The sequence below is a fragment of the Streptococcus moroccensis genome (assembly GCF_030812835.1).
Lineage (GTDB): Bacteria > Bacillota > Bacilli > Lactobacillales > Streptococcaceae > Streptococcus > Streptococcus moroccensis.
In genome coordinates this window covers 14,780-39,919 of sequence record NZ_JAUSTM010000020.1, presented here as the reverse complement: position 1 = coordinate 39,919, position 25,140 = coordinate 14,780, and the positions used below count along the sequence as shown (strand labels likewise).

Genomic DNA, 25,140 nt, shown 5'->3' with positions numbered 1-25,140 from the left:
CACGCTTCCTCGCAAAGCCTTTTCTTTTAGTATACTCCTATTTCAACCAAAAAGCCCTTAGAAACTGTAATCTAAGGACTTTGTCTTCAATCTGAAAAATCGATTAACATCGATTTTTTTCTATCTTTAAAGTAAAGAGACTTAGGAATGATAGAAACTCTTTGGTAATGGATTTTCGTGATTAGAGTTCTTACCTAAAAAAGTGTTTCGATCTGTTGCTTCTTAATAGTCATCCCCTTGACGTTTATAACCATAGCTTTCGAATATCTCCTGTGCCTTCTGAGCAAAATTCGCATTGGCTCCCCAGCTGATATTTAAGATGCCATCCCCACCACCTGATGGAATAAGATCAATACAGTGATAATCAGTTGAAGCGGTAAGATTTACCGTTAGACTGCCATAAGAACCCGTACGGATGTAGAAGGCTTCAAAGACCAGCAAGATTTGTTTGACATCTCCAATATGACGTCGTTTGTCAAAAACGAGTTGTCCATTCACGGCTTGTAATAAGTCTTGCGTGAAACAATCTGCAATCGCATCGATATCCTTATCACTGATTGCAACTAATTCAAGTGCTTCTGCCATTCTTTTCTCCTTTGCTCTGGTAACTGTTTAGACTATTCTCCGACTAAGAGATCCACTACCTGGCCCAATCGCATGGAATTGGACCCTTTTAAGAGAATTTGATCCGCCGGTTGCAAGTCTGCCTTAAGGTCTGCCTTCAGGCGTTCAAAGTCTCGATAGTCCGGATAGTAAAGCACGCGCTCATCACTAGCCATCGCTTCAGCCAGTGGCTTCATCTCTGGACCATAGAGGTAGACCTTGTCAATCTTATCACTGATGCTGTCCCTCATGTTAGCATGAAGACTGGCCGATGCATCTCCTAGCTCTTTCATATCTGCGAGAACTACTAGCTTGCGACCACCAGGATTTTTAGCAATGGCTGCGAACGTTTCTAAAATCAGGCGCATGGCAGTTGGGTTAGCATTGTAGACGTCTGATAAAATCTCAGCACCATTTTCTGCAACCTTCCACTCCGTCCGATTGCGGGTCAAATTTAGGGTCGCAAGGGCTGCTTTGATGTTTTCATCTGTCACACCGCAAGCTTTGGCCACATAGGCTGCGAGCATGGCATTGGTCGCATTGTACCGTCCTGGTACAGGGAGCTTGACCTCCCCTTCTATAAAAGGCACTTGGAAGGTCAAGCGACTTTTTTCTTCAACCAAATCTGTGACATCAAGCGCAGCGCCTTCTCCGAAGAAGACAATCTCCTGATCATCAGGCAAGTATGGTTTAAGGATCGGATCGTTAGGGACCAGCAAGAGGCCATCTTTAGGCATGCCATCTGCAATCTGCAGTTTACCTTCAGCGATTTTTTCGCGTTTGCCAAAGAATTCCAAATGAGCTTCTCCAACCAAGGTCACCACACTGATTTGTGGGCGGGCAATCTTAGACAGCAGGTTGATATCTCCAAGATGGTCCTGTCCCATTTCAAGGACTAATTTTTCCGTGTCATCTGGCATGTGAAGAACCGTGTAGGGAAGACCGATTTCATTATTGTAATTGCCTTGGGTCTTATAGGTCTTAAAGGTCGTTGCTAGGATGTCATGGATCATGTCCTTGGTGGTCGTCTTCCCATTGGAACCCGTCACGGCAATAACATCGACACCAATTTTTTGGACATAATAGCTGGCTAGTTGTTGAAAAGCTGTGAGGCAGTCTTCCACTAAAAGATGAGGGCCTTCTACCACCACTTCTGACAAGGTTGCCTGGGCACCATTGTCAAAAGCTACTGGGATAAACGCATGGCCATCACGCGCCCCTTTCAGGGGGAGAAAGATATCTCCTGACGTGATTTTACGGCTGTCAAATTCAATGCCAGAGACCACGTGGTCTGGATACTGACTGTAATCATTTTGGGCTGAGACGACTTGTGCTATCTCATGAAGGCTTAAACGCATACCATTTCCTCGTTCTATCAAGTTAGTTTCATTATACCATAAATCGTAAGGGACTGGAATGACGCATTGTTTCCGAACATTAGGTACACGTTTTTAGAAAAAACGCTTGCATTCTGTTAAAAATGTGGTATGATAGAAAAAAACATTTCGAAGGGAGACTCACATGCATTTATCGACTGGATTTTCATGGCAAAGCTGGCATAGATAAGTTGTATGTATGTGAATTTGCATAGATACAATATTTTGATTGTTTCAAAAGGTATCTATGTGAAGCTCTCAATATTAGACGAGCTACACGTTGATGTAGCTCGTTTTTCATAGAAAAAGCTCCTAGATACTTTTCACTTTCTTTCTTATGAAAGACCTGAATCATCTTAGGAGTTTTCTTATGCCTGCTATTATAAGCCTTGCTATTTTACTTGTTCTTTTTGCCCTCAGTGAACTGATTGCGCTCAAAACCAGAGCCATGATTTCCTCAGTCCTTGCCCTTGCCTTCCTCATGTTAATCGGATTTTGGACTGGCCTTATTCCAGCTACTAGTTTTGACGATACTGGGATCAAAGTCTTTGGAAACTTGATGGCGGGCCTTCTCATCACCTCATTAGGAACGACTCTCGATTTTCCTGAAATTAAGCGTCAGGGTAAGGTAGTGGCCTTCGCTCTTATGGGGCTTCTTGGATCTTCACTTCTCATTTTCTTAGGTGGGAAGCTTCTTGGATTGCAAGACTTTGCTTTGGCAGGACTTCCCATTTTTGCTGGGGGGAATGCTGCTACGCTCGTCATCACTAGTGCCCTAGAAGGCAAGGGACTTGAAACCGTAGTGACATTTTGTATTGCCCTACTAATCCTTCAGAAATTTGTCGGGATTCCAGTCGCTTCTTATTGTTTGCGGCAAGAAGCCAAAAGTTACTTAAAACGGTTTAGAAGCGGCCAAGCTGAAACTAGTGTTGACACTAATACCGCAGCTACTAAACGCAAGCTCCTCGAAATCCCAGCTAAACTACAGAAACCATCGACATACTTGGCCAAATTAGCATTGGTAACCTGCTTAAGTTTTTACCTATCTGGCCTTACTGGTGGAAAAATTCACTTCTTTGTCGTGTGTTTACTCTTAGGAATGTTTGCTTTTGCTCTTGGATTTCTGGAACAAGGTATCTTGGCTAAGACACAGTCAGATGGCCTCATCATGTTCCTTGTAACGGTTTTGATTTTTTCAAATCTCTCATCTACCACACCAGAAATGATTGTGTCCATTATCTTTCCTCTCATCGCCATTATGGGATTGGGTGTTCTTGGGGTTATCGTGATGGGGCTACTAGCCAGCAAAGTCTTCAAAACTAGTCCTTATATGGCCATTGCCCTAGGGATTAGCTGCACTTTCGGGTTTCCGACTACCATGCTCATGCCCAAAGAAATGGCAACTTCAATTGGTTCAACTGATGACGAGCGTCAAGCCATTGAGAGCTATCTCTTACCCAAAATGTTGGTGGCAGGAATTGTCACTGTAACCATTGCTTCTGTCCTCATGGCTGGTTTAGTCATCGCCTATTTCTAAGAAAGGAAATCTTCTATGCAAACAACACTGATCACTGATTTTCTAAAAAGCAAAGAAAGCGAATTGCTTCAACTGCTGGAAACAATTATTAACATCGATAGTGGCACGCGTAACACAGCTGGAGTTGCTCAGGTCGTTCAGGTTCTCCAAAACACACTGAACCAATACGATATTCCCAACCGAACAATCGAGGCGGATGGGGCGGGACCTGTCCTCATCGCTGAAATTAATACCCCAAGTGATGAAGCACCTATCGTTTTTATCGGTCATACAGATACTGTATTTCCTGATGGGACTGCAAAGGCCAATCCATTTCGGATTGATGACGACGGTTTTGCCCATGGCCCTGGAATTGTCGATATGAAATCTGGTGTTGTCATCGGCCTATACAGCCTTCTTGCTCTTCAGTCTCTACCTCACTTTACGAGACCAGTCAAATATATTATCGTCAGCGATGAAGAAAACTTACACATGTTTTCAAACGTCAAAGACATTATTCGCCAAGAAGCTAATGGTGCTGTCTATGGCCTCAACTTTGAGACCGGTCACCTGGATGATAGCATCGTGGTTGGGCGAAAAGGTGGCGGGATTGCCGACATCACAGTCACGGGCCGCCACGCCCACTCAGGCAATGCTCCACAGGATGGGCGCTCTGCTATTTTAGAAATGGCACATAAAATCATTGCCATCGAACAGCTCAATGACTACAGTCGCGGAAAGCTCCTCAACTGTGGTAAAGTGATCGGCGGTACTGGTGAAAATGTTATTCCAGGTTCTGCTACTGTCAGCATTGGGATTCGCTTTGACACTTTAGCCATGCGGGATGAAATTCTAGCAGACCTCGAAAGTCTCTGCCAGCAACAAACTGTCCCCGACACGCAAACAGACCTCACCGTTCGGATGGAAATAGATTGTATGGAAGCAAGTCAAGAAGTCATGGCCTTGTATGACGCTTATGCTGAGACAGCTCAGCAAATCGGCTATGGCCAGCTAACCGCCATCAAAGTCAATGGTGCCTCAGACTCTGGCATTTTGACATCACTGGGTATTCCGACTCTTTGTGGTCTTGGCGGCATGGGAGATGGGGCTCACACGGCTGAAGAAATTGCTCTAGTCAGCTCCTTTGTCAAACGTGCCATATTAAGTACAGCCTTTGTGTCCAGCTACCAAGCATGATCAAAACCCCGCTAAACTTCTTTTGCTTAGCGGGGTTTGTGTGTCTTAGTGTATCATCAAAATGTGAACATGATAGGCTTATCAAAGATTTATATTTGGTTTTCTATTAATAACACAGGCCTTGACATGTTAACAATTAACGGATTTAACGGATTTAGATTTTGGTTTTAATTTTGTATTAACGGCCACCTGGGCCTCCGCCCATGCCACCCATCGCTCCTGGGCCTGAAGCAGTGATTTCCGTTTGGGTGACCCCATTAACAATCAGGGTTCCACCTGTAAATTCAGCTGTACCATCATAGTCAAAGGCTGACTGAGCCGTGATGTCAATGGTACCACCTGAGATGTAGATATCTCCATTAGAGTCAATAGCATCTGTATCCCCTGAGCCAACCGCAATCTTCAGGTCGCCACCAGTGATCTTAACATAGATATCAGAAGAGATGGTGCTAGACGCATTGATTGTATCATCTGACGCATAAAGGTCAAGTGTACCACCATTGATGGTTATATTAGTTCCTTCAAGGGCTTCTACACTATTGGTGACTGTTATATCGCCACCATCGATGATAAGGCTTGATTCTGCCTTGATGGCATCATCGCCAGCTTCAACAGTAATGGTACCGCCCGTGATATGCGTGTAGCCTTTCGTCGTATCCTCATCATTGGTCGCTTTCATTCCATCACCACCAGCAGTCACTGAAACAGTGCCGCCAGTCACAATAAGCGAATCCTTACCACGGATACCATCATCTGTTGCAGTAACTGTAATATTGCCTGCTTCGATGGTCAAATCATCGTTCGATACAATCCCGTCTTGGTAGTTGCCTTCAACTGTTAGGTTACCATTTCCGGTGATAAAGAGGTCATCTTTTGAGTATACTGTTCCTTCAATCGATGTGTCGCTATGGACGGTCGCATCTGAAATGGTATTATCAGTCCCGTCTTGCAACTCAATAACCGTATTGTCAGCTGATTCGACATAAAGGGCTGCATTATCTGCACTTGAAATTTCAACGCCAGCTAAGATAATACGGACATTGCCTGTCGTGTTAACCGTAACCCCACCTGTGGTTGATCCTGTCAAGACATAGGTTCCTGCTTCAGTGATGGTCAAGCCCTCATCTGTTAGTGTACAATCAGTCGTTGGTAGAGCTGACCAATCAATGTCTGCTGCACTTGTAGTGGACGTGGTTGAAGATGTGTCAGACGTGGTTGCTGTCTGATTTGAGCTTGTTGTCGTTGAAGATGCTATTGTTGCTTGTGAAGCCGAGGACTGACTTGAGCACGCCGCAGTCACTAGCAAGGTCAAGCCACAGATAAGACCATAGCTCAATCGTTTAAATCGTGTCGTTTTAATCATCGTTTTTCTCCTTGATAAATCTCGTTCTCAATAGGCAAACTTATAAACTAGCCATCATAGGGCATGATATAGATACCTGCTAGGATTGTTGCTAAGCATGCAATGGTAATAGCTGTTCGTTTTAGTGTTTTGGTTGTCATGATAGGCTCCTTTCGGTTGGCTACAATCATTTTGACTTCTCGTTTTCTATTATTACAATCCACCTTTTAGTGGGTTTTTGCCTAGAATGATTGATAAATTACGGTTTCGGATACGCAGGTCATTGATGAAAGCCTTGCGGTCCATATTTTTTGGCAATTCTAAGTCATAGCTGAGCTCAAAGATTGAGCCCATGTTTTTAAGACGGATATTGTCAAGAGTCGCTTTGACATGGTATTCGTCAAAAACGGGGCGAAGCACCTGCTCATGCTCGACATCCTCAGGCATGGAAATGGTCAGGTACTGCGTTGTCTCACTAGGGTCAAAGAGATTGGTGAAATGAAGGGTCAAGAGCAAGATGGCGATGATGACCGTCGCAACGCCTGCAAACCCTACGTAACCGGTACCGGTCACGAGCCCAACGGCCATGGCCGCAAAGACACTGACCAACTCACGGGACGTTCCTGGCATGGAACGAAAACGCACCAAGCTGAAGGTCCCCATGATAGCTACCCCTGTCCCAAGGCTTCCTGAGGTCATCATAATGACAAATTGCACCAGGACAGGTAAAGTGACCAGCGTAATGGCAAAGTTCTTCGAGTAGGATGAAGTCTTCGTATGGACCCAAGCAATGGCGAGACCAAAAACAATGGAGGCACATGATGTTATAAAAAGAGATTGGGCGGTAATGCCACCTGTAAGGACTGAATTAAACATGAGCGTGTTGCTCCTTTCTGATCTGGCTTAATCTCGCTTTGGTAAAAATTTTACCGTATTTAGAGAAGGACTGTGGGTAAATGTGATGGCTAGAGATGTAATCGACTAACCATGGAGGCATTCCCTCCTTAGTCTTAATTTCCATAATAATACGGGGCTCTTCAAAATAACGGACCATCTCCTCGTCAAGGGTAATATCAAGGTTATGTGTAGATGAACGTAAATCCTCATCAAAAGTAATCCTTAAGTCTGACTGTTCCTCTTTAGCCTTGTAGGAAGTCCTGTTGTATATGATAAAGATTTTAGGATAAAGCTCTTTGTCCTCAAAGACATAACTAATCTCACGTCCAATTTGACTCTTTGGCAGAAGGCCTGTTTCTAGGAAATCATTGTATTGCTCCAAGGTAAGGATAATGCGGCGCTTAAAAACTGTTCCATAAATCTTAGATTTAATTTCCAAGAAGGTTTGGCCAGTACCTGCATAATGACGAGCTCTGACTTTACATTTATAGTCCGTTCCATGGATGGAATTCACAATCATTTCATCATTGTCATTGTCAAAATAAATGGTATTGTTTTGTGTGACATAATAGGGGTCGCGTTCCATCTTGTCTTCCAAGAGCTCTTTGAAAGCCTCAAATTGAGATTGGGTTAGAACGTACTTTTTTTCTTTTCGTTTAAAAAAATCTTTTGCCATATGGCCACCTCATTTCTACTTTTTCAAAGGTAGTATCGTTTTGATAAGCTAAGTTTACAGTCCTTTTCTTGAAAGTTTCTTAATTTTTTCTTGAACAAATCTTAAAGTAAGTATTCTTTAAGGTTTGAGAAACTCTCTCCTACTCCAATCAACCTAGATACCAAAACTACCCATGAAATGATAGAGGTGACCAGTTACCCAAGCTTCTGAGTAATGGATGGTCGTATTTGGTTAGCCGTCTTTACCAGAGGCAGTCTTTGTTGAGGTTTAAAAACGAACTCTTGTTGCACTTTATAGGAGATGATAAACAAGAAGGTATCAATAATCAGTTTTAAAAAGAAATGATAGCCAAAGACTTGGCTGGTACCTGCCACTAGAATAGCACTTAGAGCCATAAGTCCTAAGAATAAGAGGCCATAACGTAAAAAGGTCCCTTTATCATTCTTAGACCCAAATACCCATTTGACGTTAATCGTATAGTTAACTATTCCAGAAATAACTCTGGAGATAACCGTTGCCCATAAAATCCCAGTTACCGTAGCAGGAAAAGCAAAACCTGCCAAAAGGAAAAAGAGACTGAGATCGACAACTGTTCCTACTGAGGACGCCAACATAAACTTAAAAATCGCACTTAAAATTTTGATTGAATCTTTAATAGGATTGTAGTGACTGGTCGCATTGTCATCAATGTAGATGGTTTCAATCGGAACACGCGTAAAGGTTGTTTTACGACGGGCTGAATCTAGCAGTTGATTCATTTCGTATTCGAAACGATCGCCTTTTACAGCCATAGCGTGGATCATTTCTTGTCGTGAAAGACCTCTTAGTCCGGTTTGCGTATCAGGACAGGAAATACCTGTTGATAGTTTAAAAATAAAGGCTGTCACTTCATTCCCAAATCGGCTTCTAAAAGGAACATCATCGCCTGAGAATTCCCGCATTCCTAAGACAAGTGCTTCTGGCGTTTTTAAGAGCTGCTCAGAAACTTTTAACACATCTGATGGCGAATGCTGGCCATCCGCATCTGCTGTCACCACACCAACCGCCTCAGGAAAGTGGTTCAAAATATACTTAAAACCTGTTTTTAAAGCAGCGCCTTTCCCACGATTTTCAGCATGGTGCACAATATGAACATCTTTCAGGTTGCTGAGTTTCAAGAATAAATTTTTTTCAGAGGTGCTTGTATTGCCGTCATCCACAACAACAATGGGTTGGGAACTGATGAAACGTAGCTCCTTTAAGGTATTAACTAATTTTTGATCAGGACGATAAGATGGAATTAAAATGATAGGTGCTTTAGACATGTCCTGTCCTCTCTTTCTTTTGATTGCAATCAGTCTAAAGTACTTTTCTAAAAGTTTTTTTAAAAAACAGCCTTTTTTAAAATGCTTTAAGTTTCCTTTCAGGAAAATGGCAGTATTTTAAGGAATTTTTAACGATTCGCATGCAAAATGATAAATTTTCTGACAATTTATGGTAAAATAGAAAACAATAGAGCATAATGGCTCATACTCATCGAAATTCACCGTCACGCTACCCCATGGCCTAAATCCCTTCTTAGGATATTATCCGTTAGTAGTGCCTGATGTCTGGATTTCTCTGAGACATCACCTTGAATGAAATGGAAACGACTATGCCAGCAAAAGTACTTTTTACCTTTTTTGGAGCTAGTGGAGACCTTGCAAAACGCAAGCTCTACCCCGCCCTTTTTCGCCTCTATAAATCAGGCCATTTGGCGGAAAACTTTGCAGTCATCGGAACTGCACGACGTCCATGGACCAAGGAATACTTCGAAGAAGTCGTCATTGAATCACTCGGAGAACTTCCTGACAACCCACGTCAAGCAGCGGAATTTGCTAGCCACTTCTACTACCAAAGCCATGATGTTAACGACACAGCGCATTACCAGTCTTTGAAGAAACTACAGGATGAGCTAGCAGAACAGTATTTTACAGAAGGGAATAAAATCTTCTTCTTATCCATGGCTCCTGAATTTTTTGGGACTATTGCCAAGCATCTCAAGTCAGAACAGATTGTAGACGGTCAAGGTTTTGAACGCTTAATCATTGAAAAACCTTTTGGAACGGACTTAGAAACAGCAGAACAACTGAATCAGGAATTATCGGAAGCTTTTGACGAAAATCAGATATACCGCATTGACCACTATCTCGGAAAAGAAATGGTGCAAAATATCTTTGCGGTTCGCTTTGCTAACCCCATTTTCGAGCAAATGTGGAGCAACCAATACATCGATAATATCCAGATTACATTTGCCGAAAGCATCGGTGTTGAGGAACGTGCAGGCTATTATGACACGTCTGGTGCCCTCAAAGACATGGTCCAAAACCATACCTTGCAATTGCTCTCCATCTTGGCGATGGATAAGCCTGAAACCTTCGATGAACATGCCATCCGTCAGGAAAAAATCAAGGTTTTTGAAAATCTCCGTCACCAGTCTGATGAGGATCTGAAGAAAAACTTTGTCCGCGGGCAATATGCTGCTGGTCGTATCAACAAGCACGACTACATCGGCTATCTCGATGAGCCAAATGTCTCTGAAAACTCGCAAACAGAGACATTTGCGGCTGGTACCTTCTTTGTTGACACTGAACGGTTTAAGAATGTGCCCTTCTTCTTCCGCACAGGAAAACGCATGACCGAAAAAGGCACTCGTGTGAACATTATCTTCAAACCCACAGAGAATATTTTTGGTCAAGAGTTTGAACAAAATGTGCTAACCATTTATATCCAGCCGACAGAAGGCTTCTCTCTTCACATCAACGGAAAACAAGTGGGTACTGACTTTAATATCACACCTGTCGATCTGAAATTCCGCCATTCTGGCCAAGCGACTGCTAACTCGCCTGAAGCATACGAGAAACTAATGTTTGACGCCCTTAATGGTGATTCAACCAACTTCAGCCACTGGCGCGAAGTTAAAGCCAGCTGGGCATTGATTGATCGTGTAGTTAAACTCTGGAAAGACAATACTGTCCCTCTCCACACTTATCCTGCTGGCACCATGGGACCACAAGCAGCCTTTGATATGCTGGAAGCCTTTGATACGCAATGGTACTGGCATCCTGATGAGTGGTACCGAGAGCATGGCTTGCTAGATTAAACGCCTAAATGCAAAAACCTACTATTTGGAAACAGATAGTAGGTTTTGTCGTCTTTTTAAAGTCTAAACAAGAACAGTTTAGGGCCGTGGTTACCAATCAAACGACTGCCCGTGGTAAAAGTCATAATGCGACCAAACGCTAACCACCAAAATGGCCTTGAGCGCATCATTGACCAGATAGACCAACCGGTGTTTTTGCGACAGACGTCTAGCATAGAGATTGGGTTCTAATTTTTCAACAGCAGGATTTGAGGCATAAGGGTCCTGCTCAATCACGGCCAAAAGCCTATTTAACTTCCCCTCTAGCTTGGCAGCTCGGAGTTGCTTCATATCTGCTTTGGCCCTTTTTGATAAATGGATGGTATACATGAGGCTCCTTTCAAGAGGTCGTCACACCATGTTTTGATAACAGTATACCATGATTTAAGCTAGAAAAGGCAAGTTCTTTTCAAAACGAGCCCAACTAAAAAACCAGCCGAAAGTTCCGACTGGTTCAGCTATCACAGACGCTATACAAATTCCATACGGCCAGTTTTTCGTGCCTGTCGCTCCATCACTGTCATTAAGAAAGCCCCTAATAGGATAAAAACGATACCAACAAGTACTTCTTCCCCAAGAAGTTGATAGTGAGCACTTAGAACATCCCCCTCTATCACAGCTTGAGCTACCTGTATAGTTCGCGTTAGCGGAAGAAATCGCGAAATGCCTTGTAACCCAATAGGTAATCGCTCAATTGGAAAATTAGCTCCGGTAAAAATAAGTAGGATCCGACTCGTCACATTTAAAATCATATTGGTCTCACTTGTCACTAGAATCAAACAGGAAAAAACATAACCAAAGCTCATGGCCACAAAAACCGCCACTAGCAAAATGACTGCAAAAGCTAAGATAAGCTCAAGCGTCCATGAAATCCCTAAGAGCAGACTGACCAAAGATAACCCTAGAGAGACAGAAATCAAGCTAAAAGCCATGGCACTGATAGTACTGGATAACAGCACTTCGTGCAATCTTGTCTTTGAGGCCATTACCAAACTAAGTGTCCCATGATACTTTTCAGTCACAAGCTGGGTCCCAACACCAAACAAGGCTGTAAAAGATGCCATCAAAATAGCATTCCCTATCATCCATTTTTTGAGTTGCACTGGACCATAAATATAGTGCGCCACCAAAGAGAAAAATAAGGTCTGCGATACAGGTGGAATAAGATCAAATAAAAGATAGGCTTTCCAATCAGAAGTGATCGCATTTTGCTTATACGAAATCAGAATACGCCTCAAAAAACGAGCTATCTTTTCCATTTAGAACACCTCCAAACTCGCATCAACACGACAACGATCTTCAATTCTGATAAACAAAATATAGGCTAGACCAAAATTAACCATTGTCAAAATCAAGAGAATTATCACAACTGTCACTATAGCCTTAGGAGTGCCACCATAAACCGCTAATTCAAAGCCTCGCATCACCCAAGTTGGAGACAAGAGATGAGAGAGGATTTGAATGGGTTTCCAAAAAACCGTAATCGGAAAAACCATTCCTGTCAATAGCATCAAGGGGTACTCAATCGTATTCATCAATAATTGTGCCACCCTTGACAGGGTAAAAGCAGAACACATCAACATGCCCAAGCTCACAAACGTGAGCACACCAATCAACAAAATACCTATTAAAACTCCGGAATGCTGTGCTTCTATTTTTCGAGCAAAGAAAAACAAGACAAAGAAAATATTCAGAGCAAAAGCTATCAGGCCCCAAAGGCTGTTCCCTAGTAATTTCCCAAAAATAACCTTCTTAAAACCAGCTGGAGCAGTAAACAAGACGGGCATGGTTCCCAGATACTTTTCCCTGTAAATATCTGCAGCAGATGAAAAACAAATAATCGTCCAAAATGAGGTCAAGGAAGTTCCTAAAATGGCATATAGCGTAAATTCAGCATCAGATTTTTCAGAATACATGAGTCCCAAAAGTATGGCGTTACAAAGAGGATTCAAAAAAATACAGTATCGAAACATGCTCCTTGAAAAAGCCTGCTTCATATGCACAACTGCACTGGATAAAATAACCTTCATCATCAAGACCTTTCTACTAACGTGACATAAATATCTTCTAACGTGATTTCCATGTCACTATGATGTTGGCGTTTTGCAGCAAGAATTGCTTCTTTTTCAGAACGAGTTATTTCACAGCTCAGTTCCTCCATAGTCCCACATGTCAGCATCTGACCTTTATCGATAATAGCAATCCGATCGCATAATTCTTCAGCTTCAGCCATGTAATGCGTTGTTAACAGTACGGTCTTGCCTTGCTCAGCCAATTTTTTAATCAACTGTCTTAATTCCAAAGCCCCAACTGGATCGAGGCCAATACTAGGTTCATCTAGGAAAATAATCTCAGGATCATTTAACAATGCTCGCGCTATCTGTAACCGTTGTTTCATGCCTTTTGAAAAAGTCTCCACCCGTCTATCCGGCACATGTGACAAGCCAACGAGATTTAATAAATCCGAAACTAAACTATCTTGTTTTCTCCTAGGAATCTTATAAAGGTCTGCAAAATATGCAAGATTATCTTTGGCAGTAAGTCTAAAGTACAAACTCCTCTCGCCACCAAAGACAAAATTAATATTCTCTCGAATCTTCTTTTCCTCTTTGTAAATATCATAGCCCAAGATAGAGACTTGACCAGCTGTTGGCAGTAACATAGTTGATAAAATCTTAATCGTAGTAGATTTTCCAGCACCATTTTGACCCAGTAATCCAAAAATCTCTCCCTTTTTAACCTTAAAAGACAAATCATCAACAGCAACCACTGATTTTTCCTTTTTTCTAAACAGGCCCTGAGGTGATGTATAACACCTTTTTAAGTTTTTTACTTCTATGACAAATTCCATAATCCGCCCCTTTGTTCGATATATATCTAATTAGATAATAATAGATTGAACTGGATTTGTCAATACAAAAATAAAAAAAGCAAAACGACTGTCGTTTCGCTTGCTCATTTAGTGTTCAGTTTTAAATCTTCCGAAATTGTTTCTAAGAGATGATTTATTGCTTGTTTGGATAGGCTATAAAATTTTGCGGTCTTGACCGGTTCTTCTATCACAAGACCGCTCTCTACCAGTCCTGCCATGTGATGCGAGACTGTTGATGGGGTTAGGTTGAGACGTTTAGCCATCTCTTGTCCTTTTAGGGGACCAAATTCAGCCAGAGTGGTTAATATCGTGTACCGTGTATCGTCTGAAAAAGCTTTTAGGGAGTAAACGAGTTGTTTTTGAGAGCGTTTTTTTTCTCCTAAATGGCAAAATAGGAACTGTTTCCCATTTATTGTTCTATCATCATCGAACAATCTTAAATATTTTGCTGGAAGAAACCAGGACGGGATAAAATAATAGCGCTTATAGGGGCCTTTATTGCGAAAGGTTTTCCCCATCCACTCTTGCGATAAGATCAAAGGATCTTTTTTATTCAGTTCAGCACGGAGCGTTTTTTGAAAACTTTCTAACCTGTCTCCTTGCTCTTCCAGTAATTTTTCTAACACTGGTGTCTTCAACTTTCTGGCTAGAGAAAAAAATTCTTTGACATATCGGTCACTGTTACGGACAAACGACTGAAACCCGAGATAACTTGATGTATACCGTTGAACTTTAGTATAAAGCAAAGATAATGACTCATCACTGTCCAAAGCGTCACTAACTTCAGATGTTTCAACAAAGTACTTCATTAATCGCCAGACTCTTTCAGCTTCTGACATTTTCAGGAGGGATTGTTCAAACGTTTCTATATCAAACCTTTCATCAAAGAAATCCAATAAAAATTCAAGAAGAAAAGCACCTGCCAGTTCTTTGACAGCATGATAGGTTTCAAATAAAAATTGATACCGTCGCTCCCAATCGTCTAATTGGGAAGAGCCATATAACACCTCAAACAAAGTATATTTCTTACCTGATAAGAGCGCATAGGCGCCAATAATAGCTTCCAAATCCGTAGAGACAACATACGTAGTTGAGTCGGTCAGTTTGTCAAACGTTCTCACACCACACCTCCTTTGTTCAGGTCACTTTGTCCTTATTATTATACCATAGAAACAAAAATAAAAGTACCTATCGTAAAACTGTAATAACTTTAAAAACATCCAGTTTTTGGTAAATTTTACTATCGGATATTACTGTGAAAAGTAATCTTCTATAAACAAAACCCTCCATTTTTATTAGAAGGGTTTTATGAAGATGCTATTTCCGCAAGGTATAGTGATGGAAGAAGGCTATATCTCGATAGGGAGACTTGTCGGCTACACCTAGTTCTAACTTAGTCATTCGCCGGATCCAATCGCTTTCACGTTTAAATTTATTATCTTGCAAGCCGTAAAAGGTCCGAATACCACGGTAGTCCTCAATGGTCAATCCGCTGTGTGGCAAGAGACCTTCTAACTCATAAACCTGTCCGTGTCCTAAGGCGGTCGATTCATAAGACCCATCCCCAGAAATCAAGCGAAGTGCCTGTATGCTTTCATTTTCAAAAACGGCTTTGTGCATCGCTTTGCCGGCTGCATTATGTTTGACCAATGAAAGTTGGCCTCCTGGTTTTAGGACACGAGCAAGTTCCCTTAGGTAAATGGATCTGGAATCGGACGAAACATACTCGAGCACATTGTGACAAATAATGACATCAAAATAGTCATTGGGAAACTGGCTGAGAAGTTCAAGACTCCCTGTCAACTGGCGGTAATTATCTTTGCCAAAACGATCTGCGACCATGTCTGCATTTGGTTCAATAGCTAAAACCTCATTATTAGCTGATAAAAAATCTGCTGTCAGTCCAAATCCTGAGCCAAAATCAAGCACGCGCTTCTGCTTGATATCCATGAGATGCGCAAAAAGAATCGTGTAGAAAATCTGTCCCCAAGGGGCATGAATATTGTCTTTATAATGTTCTGTGTGCATAGTCAAACCTCTCTTGCTTATACAAGACCATCCAGAAGCCCGCGCATAAAGTCTTCTGAATCAAACTGACCAATGTCGTCAATCTTTTCACCAAACCCAATCAATTTAACAGGAATATCCAATTCTTGACGGATGGCTAAGACAACACCACCTCGAGCTGTTCCGTCAATCTTGGTCAAGACTAGACCCGTTAATGGCGTGATTTTCGAAAATTCTTTAGCTTGAACAAGAGCATTTTGACCGGTTGATGCGTCCAAAGCTAACAGGGTCTCATGAGGTGCTTCTGGGAGCACCCGCTTGATGATACGGCCGATTTTTTCCAACTCAGCCATTAAGTTGTCCTTATTTTGGAGACGACCTGCTGTATCAATCATAAGGATGTCAATCCCTTCTGCTACTGCCCGTTCCATTCCATCATAGACCACGCTTGCTGGGTCCGATTTTTCAGGCCCCGTCACTACAGCAACATCAACTCGGCGGGCCCATTCAACTAACTGAGCAACGGCACCAGCACGGAACGTATCGGCTGCAACAAGCATGACTTTTTTGCCTTCTTTTTTATATTTATTGGCTAATTTTCCGATTGAAGTTGTTTTCCCAACACCATTAACACCCACAAAAAGCATAACCGTTAACCCGTCTTGCAAACGGATTTTCTCGGCTTCAAAATCACCATCTTGCTCATAAATATCAACTAATTTTTCAATGATGACACGACGAAGGTCCTCAGGTTTTTTGGCATTCTCTAATTTTGCTTCTTGACGAAGTTCTTCAGTTAGGGTAGTTGCAACCTGAACACCTACATCACTAGTGATGAGCAGTTCTTCTAAGTCCTCAAAAAACTCCTCATCTACTGTACGAAAATTAGCAAAGAAAGCATTTAGTTTAGCCCCAAATCCAGTCCGTGTTTTCTTCAGACTGCGCTCATATTTTTCTTCCGTTGTTTCTTGAACTTCTTCTCGTGCAACTTGTTGTGCTTCTTGAGCTGCTCGCTCAGCAGCTAATCTGTCTTCTTCAGCTTTACGGGCTTCTGCCTCTTCAACTGCAGCAGCTCTTTTTTCCTTGTCGCGCAAGATTTCCATGGCCCGCTCTAAGCTTGATGGCACATGGTCAACCGTTTCTACAGACCTTGGTTCAATGGTAGAGTCCGTTACTTCCTGATGACCCGAAGGCAGGGATGATTCGGTCGCTTCATCGCTCAGTCTCGTTTCAGCCTGATGTTCTTCGTCCGCAGCATGGTAGGCATCCGCTTCTGTTGGGAAGGCTTGTCCTTCGACTAGATCTGCTTCATCAGTTTGAATCAATTCTGTTGTGGCCTGCTCCTCAGATTGTGACATCACATCTTCTGGGACAAGGATTTCTTCCTGCGGGAAGTCCCGATTTGCTTCTTGAACAACTACCTCGTCTTCAAAAAATACTTCTGCTGAGGCAGCTTGATCTGCAATTGAAGATTCTTCAAAAGACGGCTCTGTTCCATCTATTTGAGTAATGGTTTCCGCTATTTCTGTCGCAAAACTGTCTTCTGCTAGATGACTAATTGATTCCCAATCAGTCGTTTCATGGTCAGTAAGTGCATCCTGAGGAAAGCTGAGGTGTTCTTCTGGAACAGCCACTTCGTCTTCAAAAAAATGTTCTGCTGAGCTAGCTTGATCAGCTAAAAGGTCATTCTCAAAGGTTTCCTCTAATTCATCAGCCTCTGATGTTTTGGCCACCTCCTCTGCAAAACGATCCTCTGCTTGTTCAGAAACCGTCTCCCAGTCTATCGGATCTTGGTCTTGGTCAAGTTGGTGTTCTTGGTCAAGAGCGACTTCATCTTTAATGTCGTCGTCTTGCTCTCTCTTTTTTCCAAATAATCGGTCAAATAATCCCATTCTAATCCTCTTTCAAAATATAGGTCTTGACTGCCCAAGCGACAGCATCTTCGTCATTAGTCATTGGCGTAACAATATCTGCAGCAGCCTTAAGCTCATCTGTTGCATTGCCCATGGCAACACCATAGCCTGCCCATTTGACCATACTCATGTCATTAGCCTCGTCTCCACAAGCCATCACTTCTTCTTGCTTCAGGCCTAAGATGCTAATCAAACTGGCCAAACCATTTGCCTTGTGGACGCCTTTAGGGTTCCATTCCAAAATAATCGCCCGTGATTTAAAGATCTCAAAGCGATCATGAAAACTCTGCGGAATGTTAGGGAGTTGCCGATCAATCAAATCCGACTCACAAGAACTGACTGCCTTGTTGAAGGTCTGTTTAGGATCTAACTCTTCAAAAGCTGTGGGCATGTGATTGAGACTGGCATTGCAGGTTGGATAAAGGGTCGGTACGGGCGAATGCAAGGCATAAACATCCCCATCATCTAAAAGATCAAGGGATAGACCAAGTTCATCCGTTAAGGCTTTAATAGCCTTAACTTCCTCATAGCCAAAAGTGACCTTATCTAAAATTTCTCCGGTATTGCGCTGGATGAGGCCACCATTAAAGGTAATGGCAAATTCGTCTTCATGGACCAAGTCCAACTCTTCTAAAAAGTCACCGATAGCTGCTAGGGGACGCCCTGTTGTTAGGACAACTTTTACGCCCTTATCACGCGCTGCTCGCAAAGCTTTCTGGTTTTCAATGGAAATCTGTTTATCTGAATTCAACAACGTGCCATCTAAGTCAAGTGCTAATAATTTAATCTCTGTCATAGATTCTCCTCAATATAGGTCTGAACTGCTCCGGCCTCACAAGAGCCAATCACTAAATCTGCAATCTGTTTGACTTCTTCCCGGGCATTTGCTGTCGCAATTGCCGTTCCAGCAAACTGCAACATCCGATAGTCGTTCAAATTATCTCCAAAAGCAAGCACATGGACGGGTGAGAGATCAAAATACTGACAAAGGCTTGCTAACCCAGTTTCTTTATCAATATCTTCCCGTATAATATCGATCGATTGAAAGCCTGTGGTCATCGCTGTGACACCAGGTATCTCTTGCGTCAGCCAATTAGCAACATCAAGGACCTGATCTTCTGAGAAATTAGCAGTAATTTTGAAAATATCATCATCTATTTCAGAAAAATCAGAAACCTGAACCACATTTTCGTAATAGCGGGTGATAAATGTCAGATAGTTAGAAGAAACAGTATCTAAAACATAACCAGCCTTTCGTCCTGATAAAAGAAAGGCTTCACATGGAAAGGGGCTGTCTCCCAAACGGCTAATAATAGAGAGGTAGAGCTCTGGAGTCATGACGGCTTCAAAATGGCACACATCCTTTTCCATAACCAGACTGCCATTTTCAGCAATAAAAATAATCTCATCCTTAAACTCTGCAAACAACCGCTCTAGTGCCAAGTAGGACCGTCCACTAGCCACAGCAAATTGGATGTTTTTTTTAGCTAATTGATTTAAAATCCGACGAAAACGGACCTTGTCATAACTCCCCTCATGGTCTAAAAACGTCCCATCCATATCCGTAGCAATTAATTGAATCATCCTTCCTTCCACACCCTCTTTCATGGAACATTAATACTATTATTATATCATAGAAATTCTAAAAGAAGCTGGCTTATCAATAGAAAGTCGTTGACCATGTTGACCATTTTGTTGTTTTTGGTATGCCAAATAACCCTCCTTCCCTGTATCAGTCCTTGAAGACCATCACTATATCTGATGACTTTCTCGGTATTCAGCTGGTGACACTCCGACGGTCTTTCTAAATATCTTATAAAAGTAAGAAGGATTCTCATAGCCAACCTTGATAGCGATTTTTTCAATCGGTGCGTTAGTTAAGGTCAGAAATTCTGCCGCTACATTAACCCGCTGGAGGTGAACCAGTTTGATAAAGGATTTTCCGGTTTGTTTTTTGAGGTAGGTGGACAAATAATTAGGGTTAAAACCAAATTCTTGTCCCATATCTTCCAAGGTTGCCGTTGCATAGTTTTTTTCGATGTAAAGTAAGAGCGACAAGAGTGTATTCGACGATTTGGCATTTTTTTGAGTCACTTGCGAACTATTGGCTGATAAACGAATTAGGCGGGCAAAGAGACTCAAGAGACTCAAGCGAATCAACTGATTGCTTTGGATATCGGTATGGTAGTATTCTTCAATGATATCGAGCGTGGTTTCACGAATCTTTGGGTTTTTCTCGGTTTTGAAAATCGTGTAAGAGCCTGAAAAATCACTATCGGCTGGCCCAAAGAAAAGCATATCAGATAGATTAGTTCCTGTCCCCTGACGCATGAAATCTAAATCATTAAGGGAAAAAGCCGTGCTTTTCATAGCAATATTAACCACCAGATCTTGAGAGCTAATCTTACGGTTACGGTGAATGGTATTTGTTCCAACAACCAAGATATCACCTTGTTGTAGATCTAAGGTTTCATGCTCCATCATTATTTCAGCTTTGCCTTTAAGTACGATAATCATTTCAACATAATTATGGATATGGAAAGGAACCTCTGATTCTATCGGATTGACGGAAATCGAAATAGGCTGAGGATTGATATAAAGGTCATCACTCAGGGTATTGAAAAACTCAAAAACCGGCTCTTGACCAATATGGGTGACCGGAACTGGCCTCATCTTATCTTGCAATTCATCCCAATCATACTGCGGACGGTCTTGTTCTAAAAAGTCTAAAATGGACTCCATGTTCATCCTCCTTACCTTTCCTACTATCATATCATATTTATTGACTTAAAACTGCGAAATGAACACACAACCTATTAATTTTCACACTAGTCTCTTGGCTTTAAAACGATTACAATAATAGTAATGAATACTATGGAGGTCTTATATGGTCGACTTACGTCAAAAACCTTACTTATTAACAGAAGAACAGATTGCATTTGTAGAAAGGTCTGTTCAAAACTTATCTACAGAAGAAAAAATTGGACAACTCTTCTTTGTCATCGGACAAGATGAACCACAGGTGGACCTGCCCGCCTTTATCCATAAATACAAACCAGGTGGGATGATGTACCGCCCTGGCCCTGCCGAAAAACTAAAATCACAGATTAGCAAAATTCAAGCACACAGTAAGTTTCCGCTCTTTCTTGCAGCAAACTTAGAATCTGGCGGAAATGGGATCATCTCCGAGGGAACCTGGTTTGCTAATCCGCTTCAAGTTGCCGCGACTGATGATACCGATGCTGCTTATCAACTCGGGCGTGTCTCTGCTTATGAAGCGAACCAAGTTGGCTGTAATATGTCTTTTGCACCGATTATCGACATTGATATGAACTTTAGGAACCCGATTACCAACACACGGACCTATGGTAGCGATAAGGAACGCGTCCTTGCTATGAGTCAGGCACAAATCAAGGGCTTTGAAGAAAATCATATCATCCCAGTGATCAAGCACTTCCCAGGCGATGGGGTAGATGAACGCGACCAGCACCTCTTGTCCACTGTTAACAGCTTATCTGCTGACGAATGGATGGACAGTTTCGGCCATGTTTACAAAACCTTGATCGACCAAGGTGCCCCAAGTGTCATGATTGGTCATATCCTACAACCAGCCTGGGAGCGCCGCTTACAACCAGGAATTGCTGATAAGGATTTACGCCCTGCATCAGCTTCCTCTCTGCTGATCAATGGCCTCTTGCGCAAGGAACTTGGTTTCAATGGTCTTGCCATCACCGATGCAACGGCTATGATTGGTTACAATGTTATTCTTCCACGTGCTGAACTTTTGGTGGAATCCATCAATGCCGGCATCGACATGATCCTCTTTAACAAACACATCGACGAGGATTATCAAGCGGTGTCGACTGCTGTGGAAAATGGAAAAATTACCGCTGAACGCCTGGATGAAGCCGTAACCCGTATCCTTGCAACCAAGGTATCTCAAGGTTTGATGGACACTACCGGGCAGTATACATTCCCGGTTCCTGAAGCAATCGAACTCAAGCCCGAGGAGCACCTTAAACTATCTGAAGCGGTTGCTGATCAAGCAGTAACCTTGGTCAAAGACCGTGATAATCTCTTACCATTGACACCTGCAAAATACCCTCGCATTCGCCTTACTGTTCTTGGTGACTCCGATGGCGGCGGGTTCAAAGAAGGAGGCAAGGTAACCGATCTCTTTAAAGAAGGGCTGGAAGCACAAGGCTTTGATGTCACTCTTTACGGTGAAAAAGGCCTCGATTTCCATGAAATCTTTGAAGAAGGTGTTGCCGACCACAAGGCTAAATTTGATTTAGCGCTCTTTGTCGCCAATGTTGAAACAGCAAGCAATCAGACAACAACCCGTATCAATTGGATTCAATTGATGGCTGCAAACGCCCCATGGTATATGCGCGATATTCCGACCGTTTTTGTATCGACAGCCAACCCCTACCATCTCTTTGATGTTCCGTACATCTCAACCTTTATCAATGCCTACACGGGAAATCCAGGAACTGTCAAAGCAACTCTTGATAAATTAGCTGGCCGCTCTTCATTTAAGGGCATTAGTCCAGTCGACCCCTTCTGTGGTGATTTCACCGCCAAACTCTAAAAAGGAGATACCTTTCACATGAAAATTACAGATATCACGATCAATCATATGACTGAGCCCCTCGGTTTTGAATACAAGAACCTCCATATTGGCTTTAAGGTTGAGGCTGAACAGTTTGAGACTGTTGAAAAACAAGTTGAGGTTAAAACTGGAGACAGCCTGGTTTACACGTCAGATTTCACCGCTTTTAACAATAACCATTTTGAACTAGACCTTGACTTAGAACCTCGTACACGTTATGACGTCATCGTAAGCCTAAAAACAACTGACGGTAAGACTGTTTCTGCGACATCTTTCTTTGAAACAGGTAAGATGGCAGAGCCATTTGAGGCCAAATGGATTGCTAATAAGGACAAAGATATCCAAAACACGCTATTTCGTAAGGTAATTTCTGTCGCTAAACCCGTTGCCAAAGCTCGTCTTTATATGACTGCTTTGGGTGTCTACGAGACCTTCATCGATGGTCAAAAAGTAGGCAATGAGTTCTTGGCTCCTGGGCAAACAGCCTATGACCAATGGGTTCAACTCCAAACTTACGATGTCACAGACAGCCTCACGCACGGTGAACATGAACTCCTTATCTCTACTGCTGATGGCTGGTTTAAGGGGGCCTATGGCTTTATCGAAGGTATGGATTGCATCTACGGTGATCACCATCGTGCCTTGGCAGAATACCATATCGAATACAAAGATGGTAGCTCAGAGGTCATTTCGACCGACCCTTCTTGGGAAACGACTGCTGGACGCGTGACCAAGTCAGCTATTTACTATGGTGAAGACCGTGATGATACTAAAGAAATCTCTGGATGGGAGCCTGTTGTCTTAGTAGAGGGAGACTACGATGTCTTAACAGACCGCCTCAGTCTCCCACTCGTAGTCAAAGAAACACTGGATGTCGCTGAAATTCTGAATACCCCTGCCGGAGAAACTGTCCTTGATTTCGGACAAAACCACGCTGGACTCTTCCGCTTTTACAACCGATTACCTAAAGGAACCAAAGTCTTCCTCCAAGTCGGCGAAATCCTTCAAGAAGATAATTTCTATAAAGGTAACCTCCGTTCAGCCCGCGCTGCTTTTGAGTACATCTCTGATGGTGTAGAAAAATGGGTACAACCAGCCTTCACCTACTACGGTTTCCGTTATATGAAAATTGAAGGCTTTGATGCCATCAATCCAGAAGATTTCAAGGCAGATGTCATTTACTCAGATATGGTCTCTACCGGCCACATCACGACTAACAATGCCAAAGTCAACCGACTCTTTGAAAACGTCATTTGGGGTCAAAAAGGGAACTTCTTTGATGTGCCAACAGACTGCCCTCAAAGGGATGAGCGTCTAGGTTGGTCAGGTGATGCCAATGTCTTTTCAAACACAGCACTCCTAAACATGGACGTCTACGCCTTCTACCGTAAGTACCTTAAAGACCTTGCTATCGAGCAAGACCTCAACGATGGTCGCTCACCCATGTACGCCCCATCATTTGGTAATCCAGACGGAGGTGGTGCTATCTGGGGAGATGCTACAACGGTCGTGCCTTGGAATACCTATAAAGCTACTGGAGACGCCAGTATCCTGACAGAGCACTATGACTACATGAAAGCTTGGGTGGATTGGATTGGACGTCAAACTAAGACGAAAAACCTCTGGACAGGTGGTTTCCAATTCGGTGACTGGTTGGCCCTTGATGGGGAAAACCCTGCCATGCCAACTGGTAAAACAGACGAAGACTTTATCGCTTCAATCTACTATCATTACTCAGCTCACATAGTAGCAGAAACGGCAAAACTCATGGGAAATGATGCTGATGCTGCTCACTACGCTGATCTGTCTGATGCTATTTTAGAAGCCATTCGCAATGAATACATCTCAGCAAATGGCCGTCTCACAATCGATACACAAACAGCTTATGCCCTAACGCTCCAATTTGACTTGGTCCCTGAAGAGCTTCGTGAGCGTGTCACTAACGACTTGGTGGCGCGTCTCCACAAGGACGACGACCACCTCAAAACAGGTTTTGTCGGTACACCATTTATCAACCAAATGCTCTCTAAATTTGGACAACATAAATTGGCTACTAAGATTTTCCTCCTGGAAGATCTGCCAAGCTGGCTCTATGCCGTTAACATGGGAGCAACCACCATCTGGGAGCGTTGGAACTCTGTCGAACCAGATGGCAGCATGAACCCAGAGGGCATGAACTCCCTTAACCACTACTCCATTGGTGCGATCATGGAGTGGGCTTATAAATATGTCGTGGGTATCCGTAACCCTCAAAACGGGTACCAAGAATTTGATATCGCTCCAGAATTTGATTACCGTTTAGATAACATTTCAGGAGAATTTGATAGCCCTTATGGCCTTATCTCTGTCGCTTACCAAATCGAATCCGATGAAAATCATACCGTTAAGATGGCGATTACTGTGCCATTTGGTAGCACGGCTCATGTTACCCTCCCACGCTCTGAAAATGTCACTGTCCTAGTAAATGGCAAGACTTATCAGGATGGTCAATTCGACTTGACTGCTGGCCACTATGACATTAGCTATGTCCCAAGTCAAAACTACATCGAACATTACTCAGCCGAGACGACTGCTGCTGAAATCATGGCTGATGATTACCTTATCGAACAAATTGATGCTATTGATCCTGTCTTGGATTTCTTCCGTAAGGATCCAGATGCTGTTCAAGGTGGCCTTGGCAAAATGTCTCTCACAAAATTAAATGCCCTCCTTCCATTCATCACCATTTCAGAGGAGCATTTGAAAGAGATTACCAAAGTTCTAGAAGCAACACCGATTCTAGCCCAACGTCAATCTTAATCATAAGAAAAAAGAGGTGGGACGCTTGTCACATGCTCAAAACATCTAAACCATCCCCCACTATGCAACGACAATGTTCTGACTGTCAATCGTATCGGCTACGGACGGGTCCATTAGGTGTTCAAAGAGTAGCGACTAGCCACCTCTTTTTTCACAATTTAGAAAGGAAT

21 protein-coding genes are annotated in these 25,140 nt (G+C 42.7%); 5 read left to right on the top strand and 16 right to left on the bottom strand.

Features of this window, described 5'->3' with window-relative positions; genetic code table 11:
- Positions 1–222: 222 nt before the first annotated feature.
- The gene (locus J2S23_RS08995; protein ID WP_307122390.1) at positions 223–585 is read right to left on the bottom strand and encodes a DUF6054 family protein; all 363 of its coding nucleotides are present in this window, start codon (positions 583–585) and stop codon (positions 223–225) included.
- Between the two features lie 32 nt (positions 586–617).
- Positions 618–1,961, bottom strand: coding sequence for a UDP-N-acetylmuramoyl-tripeptide--D-alanyl-D-alanine ligase (locus J2S23_RS08990; protein ID WP_307122389.1), 1,344 nt, complete (start codon positions 1,959–1,961; stop codon positions 618–620).
- 388 nt (positions 1,962–2,349) lie between these two features.
- Between J2S23_RS08990 and J2S23_RS08985 the strand changes: the two genes are divergently transcribed.
- Together J2S23_RS08985 and J2S23_RS08980 are read left to right on the top strand one after the other, a co-directional pair.
- The gene (locus J2S23_RS08985) at positions 2,350–3,516 is read left to right on the top strand and encodes a hypothetical protein (RefSeq protein ID WP_307122388.1); all 1,167 of its coding nucleotides are present in this window, start codon (positions 2,350–2,352) and stop codon (positions 3,514–3,516) included.
- 15 nt (positions 3,517–3,531) lie between these two features.
- A complete protein-coding gene (locus J2S23_RS08980; protein WP_307122387.1) occupies positions 3,532–4,692 on the top strand; it encodes a M20/M25/M40 family metallo-hydrolase in 1,161 nt (386 codons plus the stop codon).
- Between the two features lie 178 nt (positions 4,693–4,870).
- Here the strand turns inward: J2S23_RS08980 and J2S23_RS08975 are convergent, their stop codons facing one another.
- The 4 genes from J2S23_RS08975 to J2S23_RS08960 form a co-directional block, all read right to left on the bottom strand.
- Complete coding sequence (locus tag J2S23_RS08975; protein ID WP_307122386.1) at positions 4,871–6,055, bottom strand: carbohydrate-binding domain-containing protein; 1,185 nt, start codon at positions 6,053–6,055, stop codon at positions 4,871–4,873.
- A 192-nt stretch (positions 6,056–6,247) separates the two neighbouring features.
- Positions 6,248–6,910 (bottom strand): DUF4956 domain-containing protein, encoded by a 663-nt coding sequence (locus J2S23_RS08970; protein WP_307122385.1) that lies wholly within the window; start codon positions 6,908–6,910, stop codon positions 6,248–6,250.
- On the bottom strand, positions 6,903–7,607 hold the full coding sequence (locus J2S23_RS08965; RefSeq protein ID WP_307122384.1) for a polyphosphate polymerase domain-containing protein: 705 nt from the start codon (positions 7,605–7,607) through the stop codon (positions 6,903–6,905). The genes J2S23_RS08970 and J2S23_RS08965 overlap by 8 nt, the downstream gene beginning before the upstream one ends.
- A 194-nt stretch (positions 7,608–7,801) precedes the next feature.
- Positions 7,802–8,911 (bottom strand): bifunctional glycosyltransferase family 2/GtrA family protein, encoded by a 1,110-nt coding sequence (locus J2S23_RS08960; protein ID WP_307122383.1) that lies wholly within the window; start codon positions 8,909–8,911, stop codon positions 7,802–7,804.
- A 329-nt stretch (positions 8,912–9,240) separates the two neighbouring features.
- On the opposite strand from J2S23_RS08960, the gene zwf reads away from it, so the two are divergent.
- Positions 9,241–10,728 carry a glucose-6-phosphate dehydrogenase gene (gene zwf, locus J2S23_RS08955; RefSeq protein ID WP_307122382.1) on the top strand — a complete coding sequence of 496 codons (1,488 nt, stop codon included), beginning with the start codon at positions 9,241–9,243 and terminating at the stop codon, positions 10,726–10,728.
- Positions 10,729–10,818: 90 nt separating this feature from the next.
- Here the strand turns inward: zwf and J2S23_RS08950 are convergent, their stop codons facing one another.
- From J2S23_RS08950 to J2S23_RS08905, 10 genes are all read right to left on the bottom strand, one after another.
- On the bottom strand, positions 10,819–11,097 hold the full coding sequence (locus tag J2S23_RS08950) for a Txe/YoeB family addiction module toxin (RefSeq protein WP_307122381.1): 279 nt from the start codon (positions 11,095–11,097) through the stop codon (positions 10,819–10,821).
- Between the two features lie 140 nt (positions 11,098–11,237).
- Positions 11,238–12,026, bottom strand: coding sequence for an ABC transporter permease (locus J2S23_RS08945; RefSeq protein WP_307122380.1), 789 nt, complete (start codon positions 12,024–12,026; stop codon positions 11,238–11,240).
- Complete coding sequence (locus J2S23_RS08940; protein WP_307122379.1) at positions 12,027–12,800, bottom strand: ABC transporter permease; 774 nt, start codon at positions 12,798–12,800, stop codon at positions 12,027–12,029.
- Positions 12,800–13,618: an ABC transporter ATP-binding protein gene (locus tag J2S23_RS08935; RefSeq protein ID WP_307122378.1), complete on the bottom strand. Its 819-nt coding sequence runs from the start codon at positions 13,616–13,618 to the stop codon at positions 12,800–12,802. The genes J2S23_RS08940 and J2S23_RS08935 overlap by 1 nt, the downstream gene beginning before the upstream one ends.
- A 104-nt stretch (positions 13,619–13,722) precedes the next feature.
- On the bottom strand, positions 13,723–14,760 hold the full coding sequence (locus tag J2S23_RS08930; RefSeq protein ID WP_307122377.1) for an ArsR/SmtB family transcription factor: 1,038 nt from the start codon (positions 14,758–14,760) through the stop codon (positions 13,723–13,725).
- Between the two features lie 196 nt (positions 14,761–14,956).
- A complete protein-coding gene (locus tag J2S23_RS08925; RefSeq protein WP_307122376.1) occupies positions 14,957–15,667 on the bottom strand; it encodes a class I SAM-dependent methyltransferase in 711 nt (236 codons plus the stop codon).
- A gap of 17 nt (positions 15,668–15,684) precedes the next feature.
- Positions 15,685–17,205 (bottom strand): signal recognition particle-docking protein FtsY, encoded by a 1,521-nt coding sequence (gene ftsY / locus J2S23_RS11330; RefSeq protein WP_442477958.1) that lies wholly within the window; start codon positions 17,203–17,205, stop codon positions 15,685–15,687.
- 334 nt (positions 17,206–17,539) lie between these two features.
- Positions 17,540–18,355: a Cof-type HAD-IIB family hydrolase gene (locus tag J2S23_RS08915; RefSeq protein WP_307122374.1), complete on the bottom strand. Its 816-nt coding sequence runs from the start codon at positions 18,353–18,355 to the stop codon at positions 17,540–17,542.
- Complete coding sequence (locus J2S23_RS08910) at positions 18,352–19,143, bottom strand: Cof-type HAD-IIB family hydrolase (RefSeq protein WP_307122373.1); 792 nt, start codon at positions 19,141–19,143, stop codon at positions 18,352–18,354. Before J2S23_RS08910 ends, J2S23_RS08915 begins: the two co-directional genes overlap by 4 nt.
- Before the next feature lie 168 nt (positions 19,144–19,311).
- Positions 19,312–20,301, bottom strand: coding sequence for an AraC family transcriptional regulator (locus J2S23_RS08905; protein ID WP_307122372.1), 990 nt, complete (start codon positions 20,299–20,301; stop codon positions 19,312–19,314).
- 145 nt (positions 20,302–20,446) lie between these two features.
- Between J2S23_RS08905 and J2S23_RS08900 the strand changes: the two genes are divergently transcribed.
- On the top strand, positions 20,447–22,150 hold the full coding sequence (locus J2S23_RS08900; protein WP_307122371.1) for a glycoside hydrolase family 3 protein: 1,704 nt from the start codon (positions 20,447–20,449) through the stop codon (positions 22,148–22,150).
- 18 nt (positions 22,151–22,168) lie between these two features.
- Positions 22,169–24,970 (top strand): alpha-L-rhamnosidase, encoded by a 2,802-nt coding sequence (locus J2S23_RS08895; protein ID WP_307122370.1) that lies wholly within the window; start codon positions 22,169–22,171, stop codon positions 24,968–24,970.
- The last annotated feature ends 170 nt before the right edge of the window (positions 24,971–25,140 follow it).